This window comes from Natrinema sp. SYSU A 869 (assembly GCF_019879105.1).
In the GTDB taxonomy this organism is placed as follows: Archaea; Halobacteriota; Halobacteria; order Halobacteriales; family Natrialbaceae; genus Natrinema.
On sequence record NZ_CP082249.1, the window covers coordinates 2,328,144 to 2,347,703 of the forward strand.

The 19,560-nt window shown below is 62.2% G+C and carries 14 protein-coding genes; 11 read left to right on the forward strand and 3 right to left on the reverse strand.

The window, feature by feature from the left end; translation table 11 throughout:
• Positions 1–134: 134 nt before the first annotated feature.
• Entirely contained in the window at positions 135–473 is a 339-nt protein-coding gene (locus K6I40_RS19720) for a DsrE family protein (protein WP_222915732.1), read from the forward strand.
• A 351-nt stretch (positions 474–824) separates the two neighbouring features.
• Here the strand turns inward: K6I40_RS19720 and K6I40_RS19725 are convergent, their stop codons facing one another.
• Positions 825–1,481: a DUF6517 family protein gene (locus K6I40_RS19725; RefSeq protein ID WP_222915734.1), complete on the reverse strand. Its 657-nt coding sequence runs from the start codon at positions 1,479–1,481 to the stop codon at positions 825–827.
• A gap of 127 nt (positions 1,482–1,608) precedes the next feature.
• On the opposite strand from K6I40_RS19725, the gene K6I40_RS19730 reads away from it, so the two are divergent.
• From K6I40_RS19730 to K6I40_RS19740, 3 genes are all read left to right on the forward strand, one after another.
• Positions 1,609–2,838, forward strand: coding sequence for an MFS transporter (locus K6I40_RS19730; RefSeq protein ID WP_222920412.1), 1,230 nt, complete (start codon positions 1,609–1,611; stop codon positions 2,836–2,838).
• A 113-nt stretch (positions 2,839–2,951) separates the two neighbouring features.
• Positions 2,952–3,491: a plastocyanin/azurin family copper-binding protein gene (locus K6I40_RS19735; protein ID WP_222915736.1), complete on the forward strand. Its 540-nt coding sequence runs from the start codon at positions 2,952–2,954 to the stop codon at positions 3,489–3,491.
• A gap of 231 nt (positions 3,492–3,722) precedes the next feature.
• A complete protein-coding gene (locus K6I40_RS19740; protein ID WP_222915738.1) occupies positions 3,723–4,835 on the forward strand; it encodes an alanine--glyoxylate aminotransferase family protein in 1,113 nt (370 codons plus the stop codon).
• A 501-nt stretch (positions 4,836–5,336) separates the two neighbouring features.
• Here the strand turns inward: K6I40_RS19740 and eif1A are convergent.
• Entirely contained in the window at positions 5,337–5,627 is a 291-nt protein-coding gene (gene eif1A / locus K6I40_RS19745; RefSeq protein ID WP_222915740.1) for a translation initiation factor eIF-1A, read from the reverse strand.
• 131 nt (positions 5,628–5,758) lie between these two features.
• Between eif1A and K6I40_RS19750 the strand changes: the two genes are divergently transcribed.
• Together K6I40_RS19750 and K6I40_RS19755 are read left to right on the forward strand one after the other, a co-directional pair.
• Entirely contained in the window at positions 5,759–5,938 is a 180-nt protein-coding gene (locus tag K6I40_RS19750) for a hypothetical protein (RefSeq protein ID WP_222915741.1), read from the forward strand.
• Positions 5,939–6,003: 65 nt separating this feature from the next.
• Entirely contained in the window at positions 6,004–6,264 is a 261-nt protein-coding gene (locus tag K6I40_RS19755; protein ID WP_222915743.1) for a hypothetical protein, read from the forward strand.
• 9 nt (positions 6,265–6,273) lie between these two features.
• On the opposite strand, the gene K6I40_RS19760 is transcribed toward K6I40_RS19755, so the two are convergent.
• Complete coding sequence (locus K6I40_RS19760; protein ID WP_222915745.1) at positions 6,274–8,247, reverse strand: DUF460 domain-containing protein; 1,974 nt, start codon at positions 8,245–8,247, stop codon at positions 6,274–6,276.
• Positions 8,248–8,888: 641 nt separating this feature from the next.
• Between K6I40_RS19760 and K6I40_RS19765 the strand changes: the two genes are divergently transcribed.
• The 5 genes from K6I40_RS19765 to K6I40_RS19785 all read left to right on the forward strand — a co-directional run bounded on the left by K6I40_RS19765 (position 8,889) and on the right by K6I40_RS19785 (position 19,454).
• Positions 8,889–10,748 carry a cellulase family glycosylhydrolase gene (locus K6I40_RS19765; protein ID WP_222915747.1) on the forward strand — a complete coding sequence of 620 codons (1,860 nt, stop codon included), beginning with the start codon at positions 8,889–8,891 and terminating at the stop codon, positions 10,746–10,748.
• A gap of 165 nt (positions 10,749–10,913) precedes the next feature.
• Positions 10,914–13,163, forward strand: a complete 2,250-nt coding sequence (locus K6I40_RS19770; RefSeq protein WP_222915749.1) for a fibronectin type III domain-containing protein — start codon at positions 10,914–10,916, stop codon at positions 13,161–13,163.
• A gap of 229 nt (positions 13,164–13,392) precedes the next feature.
• Positions 13,393–15,507 carry a cellulase family glycosylhydrolase gene (locus tag K6I40_RS19775; protein ID WP_222915751.1) on the forward strand — a complete coding sequence of 705 codons (2,115 nt, stop codon included), beginning with the start codon at positions 13,393–13,395 and terminating at the stop codon, positions 15,505–15,507.
• Between the two features lie 182 nt (positions 15,508–15,689).
• The gene (locus tag K6I40_RS19780; RefSeq protein WP_222915754.1) at positions 15,690–17,846 is read left to right on the forward strand and encodes an endo-1,4-beta-xylanase; all 2,157 of its coding nucleotides are present in this window, start codon (positions 15,690–15,692) and stop codon (positions 17,844–17,846) included.
• Between the two features lie 69 nt (positions 17,847–17,915).
• Positions 17,916–19,454 (forward strand): cellulase family glycosylhydrolase, encoded by a 1,539-nt coding sequence (locus tag K6I40_RS19785; protein WP_222915756.1) that lies wholly within the window; start codon positions 17,916–17,918, stop codon positions 19,452–19,454.
• Positions 19,455–19,560 lie beyond the last annotated feature (106 nt).

The window sequence follows — 19,560 nt, forward strand, 5'->3', positions numbered from 1 at the left end:
TCGCAGTAACGGCAAAAACCGCGGGCTAGAGAATCTCTCGCATGAACGGGTTGGCAACTCAAATTGTCGGCTCAACCGGAGCACTTCGCTTGCAGGGTCAACTGCTATCGCTGGAGGGGCTGTTCGGTCGACATGTGCAGACAGTCTTCCACCTCATCGCCGACGACCCAGCACAGCGAGAGACCGCGCTCACTATCGCCGAGAACCTCACGAAGGACGACTCCGTCGAGATCGACGACGTCGCTATCGTCGCGCAGGCCGAGGGCATCGAGCCGCTGACGGCCGGCGGCGACGGCAGCGATATGGTCGAGTCACTGCTCGAGACGGGTATCGCGGTCAAGGCCTGCGGAAACACGCTCGACCTGAAGGACCTCGCGGAATCCGATCTCGTCGACGGCGTCGAGACCGTCCCCTCAGGCGGCGGCGAACTCACTCGCCTGCAGAGTGAGGGATACGCCTACATTCGACCGTAGCAGTCACGAACATCGCCTCGTTTTTCCGCAATCTCTGCTACCGCTGTTCGATATCGCTGGTCTACGTATCGGTCCGATCAATCACCTGCCATGCGGCGGCGCGCGCTGTCGGCCGTCCGAACGATAGTGAGGGCGGCCGCCGATGTCGTGCGAGGGATGAGCAGAGGAACGAAGTGACTGAGCGTTAACGCAGGACCGACGATCCTGCGAACCATCCAAACGTGTGCTTCGCACCCGTGAGCAGAAATCGGCTGAGGAGGGCGTGGCAATCCCCTGCCGCCACAATAGAAGGATGCTCGCTGTCGTCGGATCCGATCTCAGATCAAATCGTTTCATTCACTGCCCTCCCGTTCACTCGTGCTCGAGCGCCCCGAGCATCGTCCGAACGGACCCGGACTCGGTCTCGAGACCCCGCAGTTGCGGATAGACCGCGACACAAATCACGAAATCATCACCGTGTTCGATGGGGTCGCTGACCTCTAGGTAGACATCAAGCGTGGTTCCGACCGAAATCAACCGTGCACGCGCCTCATACCGGGCGAGCGTTGTTTCAGTACCCAGGATCGAAACCGAGTCTTCGTCGACGGACTGGACGTCCTCAAGTCGGTCGTACCGCTCTTGGATCAGTGCAACCAGTTCGTCTGTCGAGTACTCGCCGACGGGGTTGAACGTTTTTCCGAGGACGGACACTTGCGGCGTCGTAAGGACGGAGACGACCGCCGCCTGAACGCGCGTCAGGCCGACCGAGTCGAGCGCGATCGCCCGATCGTACTCGGCGTACCAGTTCTTGGCCTCGATCGAGCGCTCGATCCCGAATCGGCCGACGGTTCGCTCGACGACGACTTCCTCGACGGTATGTTCCTCGTAGCCGGTTTCCTCGAGTGCCGTCCTCGAGACGGTTCCCGGTGTCGACGAAAGCGACTCTCGCACGAAACCGGTACAGCCGGCGACGATCCCTGTTCCGGCGGTCGCTCCTCCGGCAAGCAGTTGCCGACGCGTGACTGTCATCGAGTGTGAGACGTCGACAGCGATCGAAAACGTATCGGTTCTGGGCGTGTCAACGTGCGTGACAATGAGCGGATCGGTTCGTTCCGAGACGAACGACTTGATACTCTCGGAGCGCCAAGAGCCGGTCGTGCACTCGAGTGACCGCGATCGGGTCGTCCTCGCCGCCCTGGTCTTTGCGGTGTTGTTCTCGCAAGTGCTGCTCTATCCGGGCGTTGCGACGCTCGTCGAGACGCTGGGTGCCGACGCGACGGCGTCGGCGTTCGCGGCGACCCCGCTCGATGCGAGCATGTGGTTTCTGGTCGCCGAGTTCGCCGCCTACGTCACGTTCGTCGGCGTTTGGGGCGTTGCAAGCGATATGATCGGTCGGCGCACGCCCTTTATTGTCATCGGCGCACTCGCCGGTGCGGTCGGCTATGCCGCTCTCGCCGCCGTTCCGACTATCGGATCGATCTCCTTCGAGGGAGTGCTCCTCCTGCGGGTCCTGCAGGGATCGATGACCATCGGCGCGTTCTCACTGACGATGACCATGCTAATGGATCTCGAGGGCGGTCACGGCCGAAACATGGGTGCAGCGGGGATCGCCATCGGCCTCGGGGCTGCCCTCGGCGCCCCCATTGGCGGCCAGCTCACGGCGTTCGACCCGATCGCGCCGCTGGTCGTCGCCGCCGGCCTACTGGTCTGTGTCGGCGTCCTCGTCTCGCTCGTCGGGGATCGCTCTCCCGACGAACGCCGAACCGCTCGAGCGCTCGTCGATGGAATTCGCCGTCGGCCGACGCTGTCGATCCCGTATGCCTTCGGCTTCGTCGATCGGCTCACGGCGGGCTTTTTCGCGCTCGTGGGGACCCTCTACTTTCAGGAGACGTTCGGCCTCGACGCGGGGACGACTGGACTCCTGCTAGCGTGCTTTTTCGCGCCCTTCGCCATCTTGCAGTATCCCATGGGTGCCCTCTCGGACCGAATCGGTCGGACGGTTCCGATCGTCGTCGGCTCGGTGTGTTACGGCGGCGGAATCCTCCTTGTCGGGGCCTCTCCCTCGGTTCCCACTGCTGCGATCGCGATGGCCGGCGTCGGCGTCCTTGGTGCGCTCGTCGCCCCCGCGACGATGGCGCTGGTCACTGACCTCGCCGCCGAGAGCGAGCGCGGCGTCGCCATGGCCGGGTTCAACATCGCTGGGAGCCTCGGCTTCCTCGGCGGGTTCCTCATCGGTGGCACCGTCGCCAGCACCTACGGCTATGACTTGGCCTTCCTCGTCGTTGGCGGCCTCGAGATCGCGATCGCCGTCATCACGGTACCCGTCTTCCTGCGGCTCTCGCTCGAGTCGACCGACCGGTTTCGATCGGGTGGCGAAAACGCCTGATCACCGGGAACCGGGGCGACAGATTTGACAGTTCTATCTTGTGGTATGGAGTCGCATAACGTTGTATGGGGAGAAGGTATCAATTTTTATGTGGTCAAACCTAACCTCCGTTGATGGCACGAGATAACCCGGTTTCACGGCGGACAGCGTTGAAGCTGACTGGTGCGGCAGCGTCGACGGCGCTCGTCGCCGGTTGTAGCAGCGGTGGCAACGGCGACGGTAACGGGAACGGCAATGGTAACGGTGAAAGCGATGAAACTTTCGAGATTGAGGCCGATACGGATATCATGCTGAAAGCCAACGGCCAGTCGTGGATCGGCGTTGAACCGTCCCAAATCGCAGACGTGGAAAGCCCGACGCTCAAGCTCACCGAAGGTGCGTCGTACACGATCGGCTGGGAACAGAACGAGGCCGGTCACAACATCGCTCTCTACAACGACGGGGAGACTTACAAGGACAAGAAGACGTCGGTCGTCAGCAGCACCGGCGAGGGCCAGTCACTCGACTTCACGGCTCACACAGACATCGACGAATACGTCTGTGTTCCCCACGTCGATAACGGCATGAAAGGCACCATCGAGGTCACGAGCGGTAGCAGCGATGGTAGTAGCGACGGCAGCAGCGACAACGAGTCCAACGAGTCTAGCGAGTAATCAGTACTCGTTCCGCTCTCCGCAGTTCTTCTCCCGTTTTGTATCGTCCGCTGGCGACCACCATAGCAGACGCATCCGCGATCCAGCAGCGTTGTCCATCGACGACGTGCCTCCGTTCGGTAGCTGCACACGCGACTGCCGACAAGTGACGGCTCGAGTCGTCCGTCTTAGTGCTGCATCAAAAGTACCATACCGTTTCGTTACGCAGTGAGCCTTACTCAGGTGGTTTCCGTGACCAAGAAACGCGAATACAAGGACGACTATCCCGACAAGACGCTGTATATCCCGGGTCCGACCGAGGTGCGCGAGGACGTCATCGATGCGATGGCCGAACCGATGTTCGGTCACCGCATGGATCGGATGACGGACCTCTACACGACCATCGTCGAGGACACGAAGGAGTTCCTCGGCACCGACAACGACGTCATCATCTTGACGGGCTCCGGGACCGAGTTCATGGAGAGCTCGCTCCTCAACCTCGTCGATGAGGACGTCCTCGTCACGACCTGTGGCAGTTTCAGCGAGCGACAGGCCAACGTCGCCGAACGCCTCGGCAAGTCCGTCGACACGCTCGAGTACGAGTGGGGACAGGCGGTCAAACCCGAGGACGTCCGCGAGCGGCTCGAGGAGAGCGACACCGACTACGACGTCGTCACCTGTGTGATGAACGAGAGTTCGACCGGCGTCCGCAACCCCATCGAGGAGATCGGCGATGTTGTCGCCGAGTATCCGGACACCTACTTCGTCGTCGACGCCGTCTCCGCGCTGGGCGGCGACCTCGTCGAGATCGACGACCACAACATCGACGTCATCTTCACATCGGTCCAGAAGGCCTTCGCCATGCCGCCCGGCCTCGCCGTCTGCGTCGTCAGCGACGACGCCTACGAGCGCGAACTCGAAAAGGACTCGGCGTCGTGGTACGGCGGTTTCCAGCGCTCGCTCGACTACTACGACCGGAAGGGCCAGACCCACTCCACGCCGGCGATTCCGGTCATGCTAGCCTACCGCGAGCAGATGAAACACATGCTCGAGGAGGGCCACAATGCGCGCGACCAGCGCCACCGCGAGATGGCTGAGTACACCCGCGAGTGGGCCCACGAGCACTTCGACATGTTCCCCGAGGAGGGGTACGAATCCCAGACCGTGAGCTGTATCGAGAACACGCAGGACATCGACGTCGCCGCGACCATCGACGCCGTCTCGGAGGAGTACGACTTCGTCTTCTCGAACGGCTACGGATCTGCACTCGGCGAGGAGACCTTCCGCATCGGCCATATGGGTGAACACGACCTCGAGTCCATCCGGGAACTGACCGACGCCATCGAAGACGTCGCCGATCTCTGAGTTGACGCTCGAGGACGCTAATCGAACGTTGTCATCCCTTTCTATTCTTTCTCGTTCGAGAACACGCAGAGCGTGAAGAAGAGTGTGAAAAGTAGCGGTGGCGAGCTACTCCAGTAGTATCGGCGGTTCGGTTAGACGTCCGTCGGCCGCGAGTACGCCCTGAGCACTGCGAGGGGCGTACGATCCGGGGGAGGGCAGGTGCTTCGGATACGTGTGCGGTGCGGTATACTCGTCACATGAAGTCCAGCGCAGTTGGCATGCATCGCTGAGTGAAATCGACCACGGTGTACTCTCGGCGAGCGAGTGGTTTGAAAACCCGAGCGACGCCGTTGACCGCGAGCAGCCGTCAGGCTGCGAGCGGGCCGACGACTGATGTGGAGTGACGCGAAGCGTCACGAAACAGAGGGAGGAGTGCTTTTGATCGAAATTTTGCCGAGGGACGCGACGGCGGCGGCAGCGTAGCTGCCGTTGCCGTCGCAGACCGCAGAGCAAAATTTCGGTTTACTGAATATGGCCTTCCTCGCGGAGCTGGTCGGCTTCGCTCTTCTCGTAGCGCCAGGTGATATCGGCCTTCTCATCCTGCCAGTCCCAGGGGTCGACGAGCACGACGTCGTCTTCGCGGATCCAGATGCGCTTTTGCATCTTGCCGGGGATGCGCGCGGTTCGCTCCGTCCCGTCGGCACAGCGTACTTTGACCCGATTCGCCCCGAGCATGTCCGTGACGGTCGCAAAGACCTCGTCATCCTCGGGCATCCGGAGGTTCTTCCGACCGCCGTCTCCGTCGTCGCTCATGGCCGCGGATTCGCGTTCGATCGGTTTAACCCTTTATCGTTTTGTCTGGTCGGAGCACCGAACGCTGCCGGCTGTCGTATCGCGAACGGGGAACCACGCCGTTTATTTCACTCGGCTCTGCAATCCTGCGTATGTTGCGAAATCTCGGCGCGCTTGGCATCGCTGGTATCGTGATCCTGCTCGCCGGCATCGGTCTCATCGCATCCCAGAATTATCTGATCGCTGTGGGAATGGCTCTCATCGTCGCCGGCCTCGGATTGGTCGTCAAATCCCTGATCTCAGGAATGCTGCAGAATTTCGGAATGTTCTGATTTCCTTTGGGAGAACCGGTATACTGAGGCTCAAGCGTTTTGCGCTTCGATCACGTCGTTTTTGTATGGGATATTCGCTCCACTACTACGACCTCGTGTTGGTCTGTATCGCGGCGAGTCTCGGGACCGGTGCCGTCATCGGCTACGCAACGCCGGTCCCGCTCCCGGCTGCCATCATCGTCCTCGGACTCGTCGCGATCGCTTTTATCGGCCACGCGCTGTTCGTCAACGGTCCGGTCGACGAGACCAAGGATCTGAGCGAGGAGGTCGATCTCGAGGAGGTCCCCAACGTACTGTCGCCGTTGGGATCCGGTTCCGAAACGTAATCGACTGATTCACACTTCGTTATCGCCCGCTCGGTGTTCGCTGATGAGTTGGTCGACCATTGCAGCTTTGCGATTCCGCCGTCGATCCGCGGCGCGTTCGTGCCAGTCGTTGATGGCAGCTTCGACGTCGTCTTCCCGGGCGACGGCGAGTTCGTCGACCTCCTGCATGGCGACGTCGTCGGCGGGACCGACTGGAATCTCGGCCTCGAAGAGTAGCTTGTCGGCGATATCGGAGAGGCCGCCGTCCTTGAGGATGACGCGAGGGTCGAACTCCGCGAGTAGTTCGGCCGTCGAGCGGCCCGCACCGCTGGCGTCCCGGATGTAGACGATGTCGCCGCTCGCGATGCCATACTGCTCGTTGGCCTCGCGGATCGCTCCCTTGGTGAACTTCTCGACGACCTTGACGGGGACCAGCCCTTCCTTCTCCGCGGAGACGTCGCTAAAGTTCGAGTGATCGAGCTTCCAGAGGGCCTTCATGCGATCGACCTTCTTCTCGAGCGTTTCGACTTCCTCGCGGGCCTCGTCACGCTCGCGCTCGAGTCGGTTGGCCTTCCGCTCGAGGCGGCTGACTTCCCGATCCCGGCGGACTTCCTTGCGTTCCTCGCGGCGGGCGACGCCGAGTTCGGTCTCGAGCTCGTCGATCCGGTCGTCGCGGTCTCCGACGCGGCCCTCGAGTCGCTCGACGTGTGACTGGAGGCGGTCGACCTGTCGCTCGAGGTCCTTGATCCGTTTCTCTTCCTCGCTCAGTTCGCGGGGCTCGTGCTCGGTGGATTCCTCTTCGGGCTCTTCGTCGTCGTTGAGGTCCCGCAGGACGGCCTCGACGCTCTCCTCGCCGGCGACGACGCGGGCGGTGACCTCGCCGCGGTCGATTCCTGGCGGGAGTTTGTCGGCGATCCGCTCGAACTGGTCTTTGTGGGCGTCGAGCGCGTACAGCGCGGCGGCCATCGCGTCGCGCTGGTGGTCGTCGTCGTAGGGGTGCTCGCGCGTACGGTGTTGCTTCTCGTCGATTGGGAGGTCGCTCTCGGGGGTCCAGCCCGCGGCGTCGAAGCTGCGGCGGAACTTCTCGACGGTTTCGGGTATCGGCGTCACGTCGGCCGCGACGACGACCGGGCGGCCCCGCTCGACGATCCACTCGATCACATCGGCGGTGTCGCTGGTTCGCGAACTCCAGACGTCGAGGACCTCTCCCTCGAGACCGACGATGGCGACGGCGGTCGTCGTCCCGGGGTCGATGCCGACGATGACGTGGTCCCGGCGCTTGACCAGCGGCTCGAACTCGATGCCATCGCGGCGCTGGCGTTCGATCTCGACGCGGACATCGCCCGACCGATTTCGCGAGACGGGGATGTCGCTCGGGCGTGCCTCGACGGTGAAGACGGCGTTGGCGAAGCCGCCGTAGGCCTCCCGAACCTCTCGCTCGTACTCGAGGTTGGCCTCCTCGAGTTCGGACTCGACCTCGCGGGCTCGTTTCCTGACGGAGCCGTGGATGCGGCGGGTGTAGCGGTCTTCACTCCACCCGCCGCTGCCGGTCGAGCGGCCGCGTGCGACCTTGACCTCGGTCGTATCGGTGAAGGCCGACACTTCGTGGCCGACGTTGTGGGCGGCCAGTCGGGCGGCGGCCTCGGCCTCCTGCATCGGATCCTTCCCGTAAGGGACGTTGTGGCGGTTTGCAACGCGGGAGAGGGGCTCAGGCTGTTCGGCACCCGTCACTTGGACGAGCCGGGTCCCGGCGGGCAGCGAGCCGAGGAAGTGGATGAGCTGGTCCTTGTCGGCGGCCAGCTCGTACATATTGTCGGTTGCGATGATCGCCGGCTCCTCGTCGTCGATCAGTCGCCTGAGTTTTCGGTGGGTGACGACGTCCCGACTGACGTCGTCGCCGTCGTAGACGGCCAGTGCGTACGACGGTGCATCGCCACGCACGTCACCACTCTGGATGTCGACACCGAAGACGACTGCATCGAGCGCACTCGTTCGCGTACTCACAGGGGCCATAGGAACGAGATAGCTATAAATCCGGCGCGGCCTCTCAGTGGGAGAGTCGCGTCGTGACCACCCCCGTCTCGAGCGGCCGGTTTCGGTCGTCGATCACTGACGGCGGACGTGGACGACCGTGAGACCGCCGGTTCCCGTCGTCTCGGTCCTGTGAACCGGGGACTCTCATTCCGGGCCGGATCGCCCGAGAAACGCGATGTTCTCGATTGCACTCTCGGAACCCGTCTCCGTCTCGAAACCCACACCGCAAAGGTGTAATTTTCATGCCATCATATGGCTACTTCTGAACTATTATTTAGTAATCCTATAAATATAATATATACTATGTGTGCGTCCCCTATCGAACCAGTCTTCCTTTGTTGGGAAAAACCACCTTATATAGCCGTTTCAACGCTCTACTATCGCTTTGACTAGCCCGATAGCCCTGAAAACAGAATCGCTATTATCCAGATAACTGAGCGTGTATCGACTGTCATAAGAATTATTTTTGCACCCCGTGGATGTAATATCCACCACAAAAGTCACAAATTTTATAACCTTCTGGTCGGATTGTAGTGCGAGAGGGGGTCGAACTCCTCGGCGTTCCAAGTGGACGGAGTACAGTCTCGTTCGCTGGGAGCGAGAATCACACCATGTCAGAGAATACGAACCCAACCGATTCAGAGGCACAGTCGAATAGCGCCAGTCGGGACAGCTCGACGTCACGCCGAACGATACTGCAGGCCACGGGGACGAGCGTGCTCGCAGTCGGCGGTCTCGGTAGCATCGCGGGCTCTGCAGTGGCCCAAGAAGCCACCCTCCCGCCGTTAGCCCGAGACGGAAACAAGATCGTCGATCCGAGCGGAAACGAAGTCATCCTTCGGGGAGTGAACATCGCCGATCCGGGCGAACAGAGCCGGCAGTGGCGGGGTCAGACCGCTCCCGAGACGTTCGAACTAGCCACCGACGAGAGCCAGGGGTGGCATACCAACATCGTCCGGGTACCGGTAATGCCTTCGTTCCTCGCGGCCGGGACGCGCGCCCCCGCACCGCACGAGATGCCCCACGGCGACGACTGGGGTCCGGCCCTGCCGGGACAGTTCGATAGAACCGACGTCAGGTGGTACTGTCAGACCTATCTCGACGATCTCGTCGAACTCGGTGCCCAGCGCGGCGCCTATGTGATGATCGACTACCACCGTCACTACCCGATCTTCCATCAGGAGGACCACAAGAACCACGGTGTCGATGGGAACGTCTGGCAGTGTTCGTCCGACGGGGGCGAAGACTGGCGAAATCCGGAGGTCTGTGGCGAGCGCGGCGTACTCTGGCACGGTGAGGACCAGGTCGACGAGATCTGGAACTTGATCGACGAACAGAACATTCTCGAGGCGTTCGACCTCGAGGAAGACGACATCTATCTCGAGCCCCCGGAGATTACGAACGCGCTCGACGAGGAGTTACACCTGTTCTGGGAGGTCGTCGCCGACCGATACGCCGAGGACGACCACGTGATCTTCGACGTCTACAACGAGCCGACCGGCCCATACGGCGGCGACTGGGGCGGCCCACAGCGACAGGCGGGCGAACTCTCCGATCCGGCGGTAGCTCCCGGCGAGGGAGATGCGAACGATTACGACGCCGCTCACGAGGACATGAAAGCCTGGTACGACCTGTGGGTCGATCGCGCCCAGCCGTGGGTTGACACGGTCGAGAACAACGCGCCCGGTCACCTGATTACGATCGGGAGTCCACGGTGGAGCCAGTACACCTACTGGGCACCGTACAACGAGTTCGATGCCGAGAACATGTGTTATACCGGCCATGTCTACACGCAGGACGGCCTGCGGCCGCTCACGAAGTACTTCGGCGAACCGTCCGAACACGTCCCGGTCTTCTTCAGTGAGTTCGGGTGGATCGAAGGCGGCGGCAAGCACGTCGATACGCCCTGGATGGACTGTAGCGGCGAACACGGTGGCGACTGTGAGCCCTATATTCAGGAGTACGAGGAGTTCATCAAGAACTACGACGTCCACCCGCTGGCGTGGTCGTTCGACCACACCTATGAGCCGAATATGTTCGAGCACGGGACGCCGGGAGCGAACGACGGCGCGAAGGGTGCCGACGACTGGATGAACTACCTGAACGACGAGACGCCCGGCGTCTGGTGGCACGAACTGAACCAGGAACTAGCCGGCGACCGCGACACCTTCGCGCCCGGCGAGGACCCGTACCCGGACGCCGACAACGGGAAGAACGACAAGCACGTCGGTCCCGGTCCGATCGACGGTGACGAGACGATCTCGGTCGGCGACCACGAGGCACGGGATACGAACGACGACGGTCTGTACAACGACGTCGACGGAGATGGAGAGACGACACACGAAGACGTCAACGCCTTCTTCGAGAACCTCGAGTCCAACGGCGTCCAGAACAACCCTGACGCCTTCGACTTCGACGAGAACGGTCAAATCGGCTTCTCGGACGTTCTCGATTTGCTTCGTCGAACCTAACCAACAACGGGATAGATATTATTAAACCAAGCTACTATGAAAAATTTATTATGAAACATCTGAAATCCCTCTCGGGTCGACTCCCACGAACAACCGTCTCGGATCGGCCTCGAGGCGCGAGCAGGCAGCACAGGTAACGATAGTAACCGATACGGAGAGATATCAATGAACGACGACATCGATACGCACGACGAGGAACAGTTCGCCGAAACCGATCGCCCGACGGACACGTCCACATCACGACGCACCTTCATGCGGGCCGCCGGTGCCAGTGCGGGTGCACTCGCACTCGGGACGTCGACGGTCGCGGCCCAAGCAGACAGCCCGACGGTGACGGTCGACATCGCCGACGAACAGATTCAATCCGGTGAGACGACGACTGCGACGGTCCGGCTCGAGAACTCCCCTGTCGGTTCGATCGGCTCTGCCGTCGAAATCGCGCTCGATCCGGACGTCGCCCAGATCACCGAAGTAGAAGGTGGTGACTACTTCCCGGAGAGCCCCCTCGATTTAGAGGAGAGCGTCAACGAGGATATCGAAGAGGCGGGTGGCTCCGTCTCGCAACTCCGTGTCCAGCCGTACGCGCCGGATGGAATCAACGAGACCGGGTACGAGGTGGCGACCTACCACCTCGAGGCTCAGGGTGAGGGCACCACTGAGATCGAGCTCGTGGATATCATGCTGACCATTCCCGACGGAGACAATATCTACGGCGCCAACTACGATGCATCGACACTGACCGTCGGTGACGTCATCGATGAGCCCGTCACGCCCGCAATGCCGTCGGACCTCGAGGTCGTCGCCGAGAACGAGACATCGGTCGAGGTCGCGTGGAGCCCCGTGTCGAACGCTGTCGAATATGCCGTCTCAGTCGATGGCGAGCAGGAATCCACGACGACCTCGAGTAGCGCAACTATCACTGGACTCGAGGCAGACACCACCTACGAGATCGGTGTCAGCGCTCTCGGCGAGGGCGACACGATGTCCGAGACGGTGACGGTTCAGGCGACGACGGTCACCGGTGCGGAGCCGGAGACGCCCACGCTCACGGTCAACCTCGACGATGCGGTGATCGATCCGGGCGAGACGACGGCCGTCGACCTCGGCCTGAGCGAAGCGCCGGACGGTGTGGTCGGATTCACTATTGAGGTCGGTATCGATCCAGACGTTGCGACCTTCGCCGATGCCGAACTCGGCGAACTGTTTGTTGACGCTCAGGAGATGTTCAAGACCGTCGAGGTCGAAGACGACTACGCGAAACTCAAGGCGCTCGATCCCGTCGACGCTGGGACCACTGACATCGAGTTCGGTCGGATCGACCTCGAGGGTGTGGCAGACGGCGAAACCGTCGTCGATGTCGACATTATCCGACTCGAGGACAATGTTGACAACGTTGCTATCGAACCGACGGTCGAAGAGGCGATGCTCACCGTCGGTGACGGCGAGCCGGACAGCAAACCGCCGAGCGTCCCCGAGGATCTTGAGGTCGTCGCCGAGACTGAAACGTCGGTCGAGGTCGCGTGGAGCACCGATCCGAACGCCATCGAGTACAACGTCTCGGTTGATGGCGAGCAGGAAACAACCACGACCGCGAGCAGCGCCACCGTCACTGACCTCGAGTCCGGTACCACCTACGAGATCGGTGTCAGCGCCGTCGGTGCGGACGACACGGAGACCGACGCCGCGACGGTTACTGCCACGATCGCAGAAGCCAATACGCCGCCGAGCACGCCCGAGGGACTCGAGGTCGTCGACGAGACCGAGACATCGGTCGAGGTTGCATGGAGTTCCGATCCGAACGCCGTCGAGTACAACGTCTGGGTTGACGGCGAGCAAGAAACTACCCTGAGTTCGACCAGTACCACTGTCACCGACCTCGAGTCCGGTACCACCTACGAGATCGGTGTCAGCGCCGTCGGTGAAGACGGCACGGAGACCGACGCCGCGACGGTTACTGCCACGACCGCGGACACGGACGATGGCGACGGAAATGACGGCGACTACCCCGAGTGGGACACTAACACGCTCTATCAGGAAGGCGACCACGTCCACTGGAACGGTGAGAACTGGGTCGCACAGTGGACGAACAAGGACAAAGAGCCCCGCTACGAGGACCTCTACGCGTGGGAACCGGTCGACGGCGAGATTCCGCTCGAGGTAGACCACTTGGCGACGATCGATCCGAGCGCTACAGATGTCGACGCCGGCGAGCGCATCGACGTCCGGGCGACGGACAACACCCCCGACGATATCTGGATTGACGGACTTCAGTGGGACTTCGATGACGGAACGACTGCCAGCGGCTGGCACGCCGGCCATTCCTTTGATTCCAGTGGGGCCTACACGGTGACGCTCACTGCGACGGACCAGCGGGGACGCGAGACCACCCACGAGGTCGAGATCACGGTCGCCTGATCACGCTTTCCGACATCGGTCGGGGACTATCGTCGCGGGCCGTCTTTCGAATCTGACGGCCTTCGAGGAGACCCCGACGATGTCACCGGAAACGACCGAATCAGTTCACAGACGTCCGCAACCTGTCCCGGTTGCGCTGACGATGGCCGTTCTGTGAGTTCGGTCATGTTCTCGGATTAAAATAAAATAACTAGATATTTAGTTAATTTCAATATTATAGAGTACCAATATGCGGCGAATCGCAGACACTGCGGACGAAGACACGCGAATCAGTGAGGAAACACCAATGCAATCGCACGATACCACACAGCAGACGGACGAATCGACAGCAACGAACGAGAACACGCGCCGGAGCGTCCTTGCGCAAGCGGAGACCGACGGAACGTCGCCGATCACTCTCACTCGGCGCAACGTGATGCGAACGACTGCTGCCGCGGGCGTTGCCGGCCTCGGACTGAGCGCCGGCTTCGCCGGTACTGCGGCAGCCGGAGGGATCGACGAGTTCCAGAACCTGACGGTCAGCAGCGATAACCGGATCGTCAACGAGGACGGCGAGACGTTCAAGATGCGGGGGCTCAGCATTCCCGATCCGAAGCGACTCCACCGGACGCGGAACCTTCGCGGGAAGACGCCGGAACAGCTCCTCGATATGGTGACGAACAACGAGGCGGGCTGGCACCCGCGGGTCATCCGCGTTCCCGCCCAACCACAGGACATCGGCGAACATCCGATGGGTCACACCGGGCCCGAGTACGAATACGGCGAACTCGAGTCTCCGCAGGCGGTCGACAGCGACCGGCGGAAGCAACGGCCGGCGCAGCCGTCGGCGTTCACGCAGGCGGAACTCGAGGACTATCTCGACAACTACTACGAACCGATCGTCGAGCGCTGCAAGGAGCGTGGCGTCTACTGCATCATCGACTATCACCGGCACTGGCACGAGCAGCCACCGGGCATCGAGCAGCCCTCGTACGCCGAGAACCACTTGCCGTACAACAGCGACTACACGAACTACTGGGCGTACAACAGCCACGAGATGTTCGGCGAGGACGAACCGGGTTCCTGGGGGTACGTCGATCAGACGTACATCGAGAACACCCCTGGCGACGATTACGTCGAGGGTCTCAACGAGGGCAACCTCGAGGGAACGCCGTACGCGTACGAGAACTGGACGGTCAACCAGGAGTTGCTCGACGAGGTCCTCATGTTCTGGGACGAGGTAGCCGAGCGGTACGCCGACGAGCCTCATGTGATCTTCGAACCGTACAACGAGCCGACCGCACCGGGTATCTGGGGTCCCGTCGACGGCTGTGGAGCATTCAAACAGAAGCCCCTCTGGGACACGTTCCTCGACGACTTCATGGGCCCGATCATTGAGAAGATCCGAGAGTACCAGTCCGACCGCGTTCTGCTGGTCGGCGTCCCCGGCTGGTGTCAGTCGGTCCAGGCGCTCCACTGGCGGAACTTCAACGACGCGGGCTACGACAACATCGCCGTCACCTGGCACAACTACGCGGGCCACGACGTTAGCCAGATGAACAACTGGTTCAACGACACGGACTACCAGAGCCCCGAGGCTGTCGAGGCCGAAACCGGGGAGGAACTCGAGAGCCCGTACCTCCCGGTGGACGACGACCCCTACGAGCCAGCATGCTACGGCTGGGAGGCCTATGAGGCGGCCGGGCTTCAGAACGCGATGGACCATCACCCCGTCGCTATCACCGAATTCGGCTGGATCAACAACGCGGACGTCTCCCATTGGCTGCGCGGAACGACCACCGGTCAGGGCACGCTCCCCGAATACGGCGTTCCCTTCCTCGATCAGGTCGAGCAGGACGACCGAATCAGCTGGGTCGGCTGGTGTGCTGACGTCCGCTGGCTGCCGAAAATGTTCGAGGTTCCGTGGGAGACCGAAGAGGGCGAACTCGACCTCGTCAACGACAACTTCTACGACACGTCATTTGAGGACATTCCGGTCGGTTGCGAAGACCCACCCTGTGAGTGGACCCTGATCGGTGGCGAGGACAGTGGCGTGTACCTCAAGCAGATGCTCGGGGAGCACAAGGACGATACGGTGCCGTTCGACACGAGGACCGTCGGCGACCCTGAAGATCCCGACGGCGACGAGACGATCTCGGTCGGCAGCCACGAGGCCCAAGACACGGACGACGACGGCCTGTACGAAGACGTCACCGGCGACGGGGAGACGACCCACGAGGACGTCGACGCCTTCTTCGAGAACCTCGAGTCCGACGGCGTCCAGGACAACCCCGGACAGTTCGACTTCGACAAGAGTGGACGGGTCAGCTTTGCGGACGTCATCGAGTTGCTGCGGAAGATCTGAGCGTCACTCAGTGAGTGGCGGACTGGTGACGGAGTCGGAACGCGTTCGCGTCGGGGAACCAGCTGTTGGGGACCCGGGGACGCTCACGGGCCTTCCGGTCCGTGAGCAAGCGTTCTGTCTGCACACCATTTGAACGAACTATACGAAAACAAATCCAAATTGACACGTTGGAATTAAAAGGTATGAAAGAAACTCACTTGCACTTCAATAAGAACGGTTCGGACACGCCGAGGCGGACTCTCGGTCGCCGGTCCGTACTGGGATCGATTGCGGCACTCGGAACAGGCTACGTCGTCGCGTCGACGGCAGCGGCCCAATCGTGGTCGGACATCGACGATCCGTACTACGCGACCCTCGCGGATGACCTCGCAGCACGCGGACTCCCGCAAGGGGAGTTCTGCTACGGTGACAGCGAGGCCGAGACGATGGACGCCTACGACGTCATCGGAGATGTCGAGGCGACGGCGATTGAGGCCCCGGATGATCTCCCGTTCAACGAGGCGATGCGCCTCGAAGTCAGCGACGACGTCTCCGATCCGTGGGACGCAATCCTGAACGCGACGGTCGAGGACCGCGGTGTGGAAGCGGGCGACGTCTTGTTGGGCGTCGCATATCTTCGGGAGGGGCCAGCGAGTGCAACCGAGGGCGTCGTTCAGTACACCGCCAAGGACGAGGACAACACCGAAACCAGCGAGGTGGTCAATGCTGCTACCCCCTCGCTCCCTCGCGAGTGGCGTCGGTTCTTCTTCCGAATCGAGTTCGACTACACGAGTGATCCCGGCGACTGGTGGACGGAGTTCTTCCTGGGATACGATTCGCAGACAGTCGATGTCGGCGGCCTGGCCCTGTTGCAGTTCGGGGGATCGGTTTCGACCGACGACCTACCCGACTCCGATATCGATTTCGGCTACGACGGCCGCGCTGAGGATGCAGCTTGGCGGCAAACGGCCCGCGAGCGGATCAACGAGATTCGTCGGGCACCGCTCACCGTCACGGCCACCGACGAGAACGGCGAGCCGATCCCCGACGCCGAGGTCGAGGTGGAGATGCAGGAGCACGAGTTCGGCTTCGGCAGCGCCGTCGCCGTCGATGAACTGCCCTCGAACGAGCAGTACCAGGACGTCTTCCTCGAGAACTTCAACGAGGCAGTCACGGAGAACGGCCTCAAGCGGGGCGCGTGGGACGGCGAGTTCGGCTCGAGCTTGGGCCCCGAGAATACGACGGCCGCGGTCGATTGGCTCAATCAGCACGATGTCCCGACTCGAGGGCACACGCTCCTGTGGGGGACGTACGACGCCATGGGCGTCGATACGGGCCAGTCCGAGTCAGAAATCGTCGCGGAGATCGAGAGCGCGATCCGCGAGCGTGCCGCGGCGATGGACGGGCAACTGCTGGAGTGGGACATGCACAACCATCCGGTGATGTATCCCGAGATCACCGACGACCTCGGGCGAGAGCGGGTCGTCGACTGGTGGTCGGCGGCGATCGACGAGGCTCCTGAGACGCCCATGTGGGTCAATGAAGGTCGAGTCCTCTCGGCACGCAACGGCAACCGCGAGCCGTACCACGAGTACCTCGAGTGGCTCGAGGGCATCGAGGCCGATATTGGCGGTATCGGGTTCATGGGCCACTTCGGCGTGGATTACCTGCGCCCGCCAGCGGACCTCCTCGAACTCTTCGACGAGTTCGCCGCGTTCGACGTCCCGCTGAAGATCACCGAGTTGGACATTACCCTCAACGACTCGATGGACGAAGACCAGATCGCGGCCCGTCGTGACTACATGCGCGATCTCCTCATCGCGGCCTACAGTCACGAGGCCCTCGAGAGCGTCCTCCACTGGGGATTCTGGGCGAATCAGCACTGGCGGCCGTCGGCGGCGCTGTACGACGAGGACTGGACGCTCCGTGCACACGGCGAGATCTATCGGGAGCTCGTCTTCGAGGAGTGGTGGACGGACGAGGCCGGATCGACCGACGCCGACGGGAAGTACACGACCGATGCGTATCTGGGCGACCACGAGGTGACGGTGACGGTCGGCGAGGCGCAAACGACCGAATCCGTCTCCCTCACAGCTCCCGACGACACCGCCGAGCTGACGGTCGATATCGATAGGGCTACCGACACGATCGAGGTCGGCAAGTACGAGCCCCAGGACACGACTGGCGACGGTCGCTACGACGATGTCACCGGTGACGGGGAGACCACCCACGAGGACGTCACCGCGTTCTTCGAGAACCTCGAGTCCGATGGCGTCCAGACCAACCCTGACGCCTTCGACTTCGACGAGAACGGCCGCGTCGGCTTTGCGGATGTCCTCGCACTCCTTCGGGATGTCTGACTGGCGACCGAGCAGCGACGAGCGACCGAGACAGCAATCACAGCGACAACAGCGAGACAGCACACGACCATGACCATGAACGAACACGAGATACGACGAGAACGGAACAGCGACGAACCAACGACCCGCGGCGATCGATCGCCACCAAACGCAACCGACTCCGACGCGGTGAGCAGCCCTGAATCGAGTCGCACACGCCACTCCCGACGGGGCTTTCTCGCGATGGCCGGCGTCGGCACGGCCGGCGTAGCGGCCAGTGTGCTGGCTGACCCCGCACGCGCCGCTGACGGCACGGCCGACCGAGGAATCGAAACCCCGTGGCTCGAGCGCGACGGGAACGTGCTCCGCGATCCGACTGGAAACGAGGTCGTGCTCCGCGGTGTCAACGTGATCGACCCCGCGCGCACGGCACGGTCGTGGCGTCGGCCACTCTCGGCGACGATTGATCACGCGACCGACCCCAACAGGAACTGGTATGCGCGGATTATCCGTATCCCAGTCCAGACCGGAGACATCGTCTCCGTCGACACGGACGATGGCAGCGTGAGCGGTGAGCCCCAGAACGAAGTCGATCCGGGAACGTTCACCAAGGCACAGCTCGAGGCCTACATCGAGCATCACCTCCGACCGGTCGTGGAGTACTGTACGGAGGTCGGCGTCTACTGCATCGTCGACTACCATCGCCACTCAGACACGAGTCTCGAGTACACCGATCCCGACCTCGACGAGGAGGTCCGGCTGTTCTGGAACACCGTCGCTCCCGAATTCGCCGACGACTCTCACGTTCTCTATGAGGTGTACAACGAGCCGATCGGTCCCTACGCCGGCCAGGAGCCGGGCGAGGAGTACGACGTTCACGGTGCTGACGCCGAGCAGACCTGGCTCGAGTGGCGCGAGACCGCCCAGCCATGGGTCGACACCATTCGGGACCACGCCGAGCGCAACGTCGTCATCATCGGCTCACCGCGGTGGAGCCAGTACACCTACTGGGCACCACACCACGAGTTCAACGGAGAAAATCTCGCGTACGCGGGCCACGTGTATGCCGGCCACGACGGGCTGCGGCCGCTCGGGGACTACTTCGGCGAGCCGTCCGAGCAGGTCCCAGTGTTCCTCACGGAGTTCGGCTATCAGGGCGACGCTGGGACCCCCCTCACGGGAACGACATCCGAAGACGGCGCGGCGTTCGAGGCGTTCTTCGATGAGTACGACACCGTTCACCCCCAAATCTGGTGTTTCGACCCGGCCTGGCAGCCGATCATGTTCGATTCCGCCGACGATACCCAGAAGTGGGACCTCCTCGGCGGCGAGGACTACCAGGGAGAGTGGTGGCAGACGTATCTGGCCGATCGACGCACCGACGACCTCCCCGAGACGAACGGCGGTTCGGATTCGATTGCGGTCGGCGACTACGAGGCCCGGGACACGGACGGAGACGGACGCTATGAGGATATCACCGGTGACGGGGAGACGACCCACGAGGACGTCGACGCCTTCTTCGAGAACCTCGAGTCCGACGGCGTCCAGACCAACCCCGATGCCTTCGACTTCGATGGGAACGGCCGAACCGGGTTCTCGGACGTCATCGAACTGCTTCGGAACGTCTAGGTCCAGACGGACTAGTCTCTGATCGATATCTCGATCCGTCGACCCGGCTGCGATCGGGTACCCGTTTCGACGGATTGATTGCCACAGACCGACCGTTCTCAGAGAC

Excerpts from the sequence above, each read along its gene's own strand:
- K6I40_RS19725 (WP_222915734.1), bottom strand. The coding sequence starts at position 1,481 with ATGACAGTCACGCGTCGGCAACTGCTTGCCGGAGGAGCGACCGCCGGA.
- K6I40_RS19735 (WP_222915736.1), top strand. The coding sequence starts at position 2,952 with ATGGCACGAGATAACCCGGTTTCACGGCGGACAGCGTTGAAGCTGACT.
- eif1A (WP_222915740.1), bottom strand. The coding sequence starts at position 5,627 with ATGAGCGACGACGGAGACGGCGGTCGGAAGAACCTCCGGATGCCCGAG.
- K6I40_RS19750 (WP_222915741.1), top strand. The coding sequence starts at position 5,759 with ATGTTGCGAAATCTCGGCGCGCTTGGCATCGCTGGTATCGTGATCCTG.
- K6I40_RS19755 (WP_222915743.1), top strand. The coding sequence starts at position 6,004 with ATGGGATATTCGCTCCACTACTACGACCTCGTGTTGGTCTGTATCGCG.
- K6I40_RS19765 (WP_222915747.1), top strand. The coding sequence starts at position 8,889 with ATGTCAGAGAATACGAACCCAACCGATTCAGAGGCACAGTCGAATAGC.
- K6I40_RS19770 (WP_222915749.1), top strand. The coding sequence starts at position 10,914 with ATGAACGACGACATCGATACGCACGACGAGGAACAGTTCGCCGAAACC.
- K6I40_RS19775 (WP_222915751.1), top strand. The coding sequence starts at position 13,393 with ATGCGGCGAATCGCAGACACTGCGGACGAAGACACGCGAATCAGTGAG.
- K6I40_RS19780 (WP_222915754.1), top strand. The coding sequence starts at position 15,690 with ATGAAAGAAACTCACTTGCACTTCAATAAGAACGGTTCGGACACGCCG.
- K6I40_RS19785 (WP_222915756.1), top strand. The coding sequence starts at position 17,916 with ATGACCATGAACGAACACGAGATACGACGAGAACGGAACAGCGACGAA.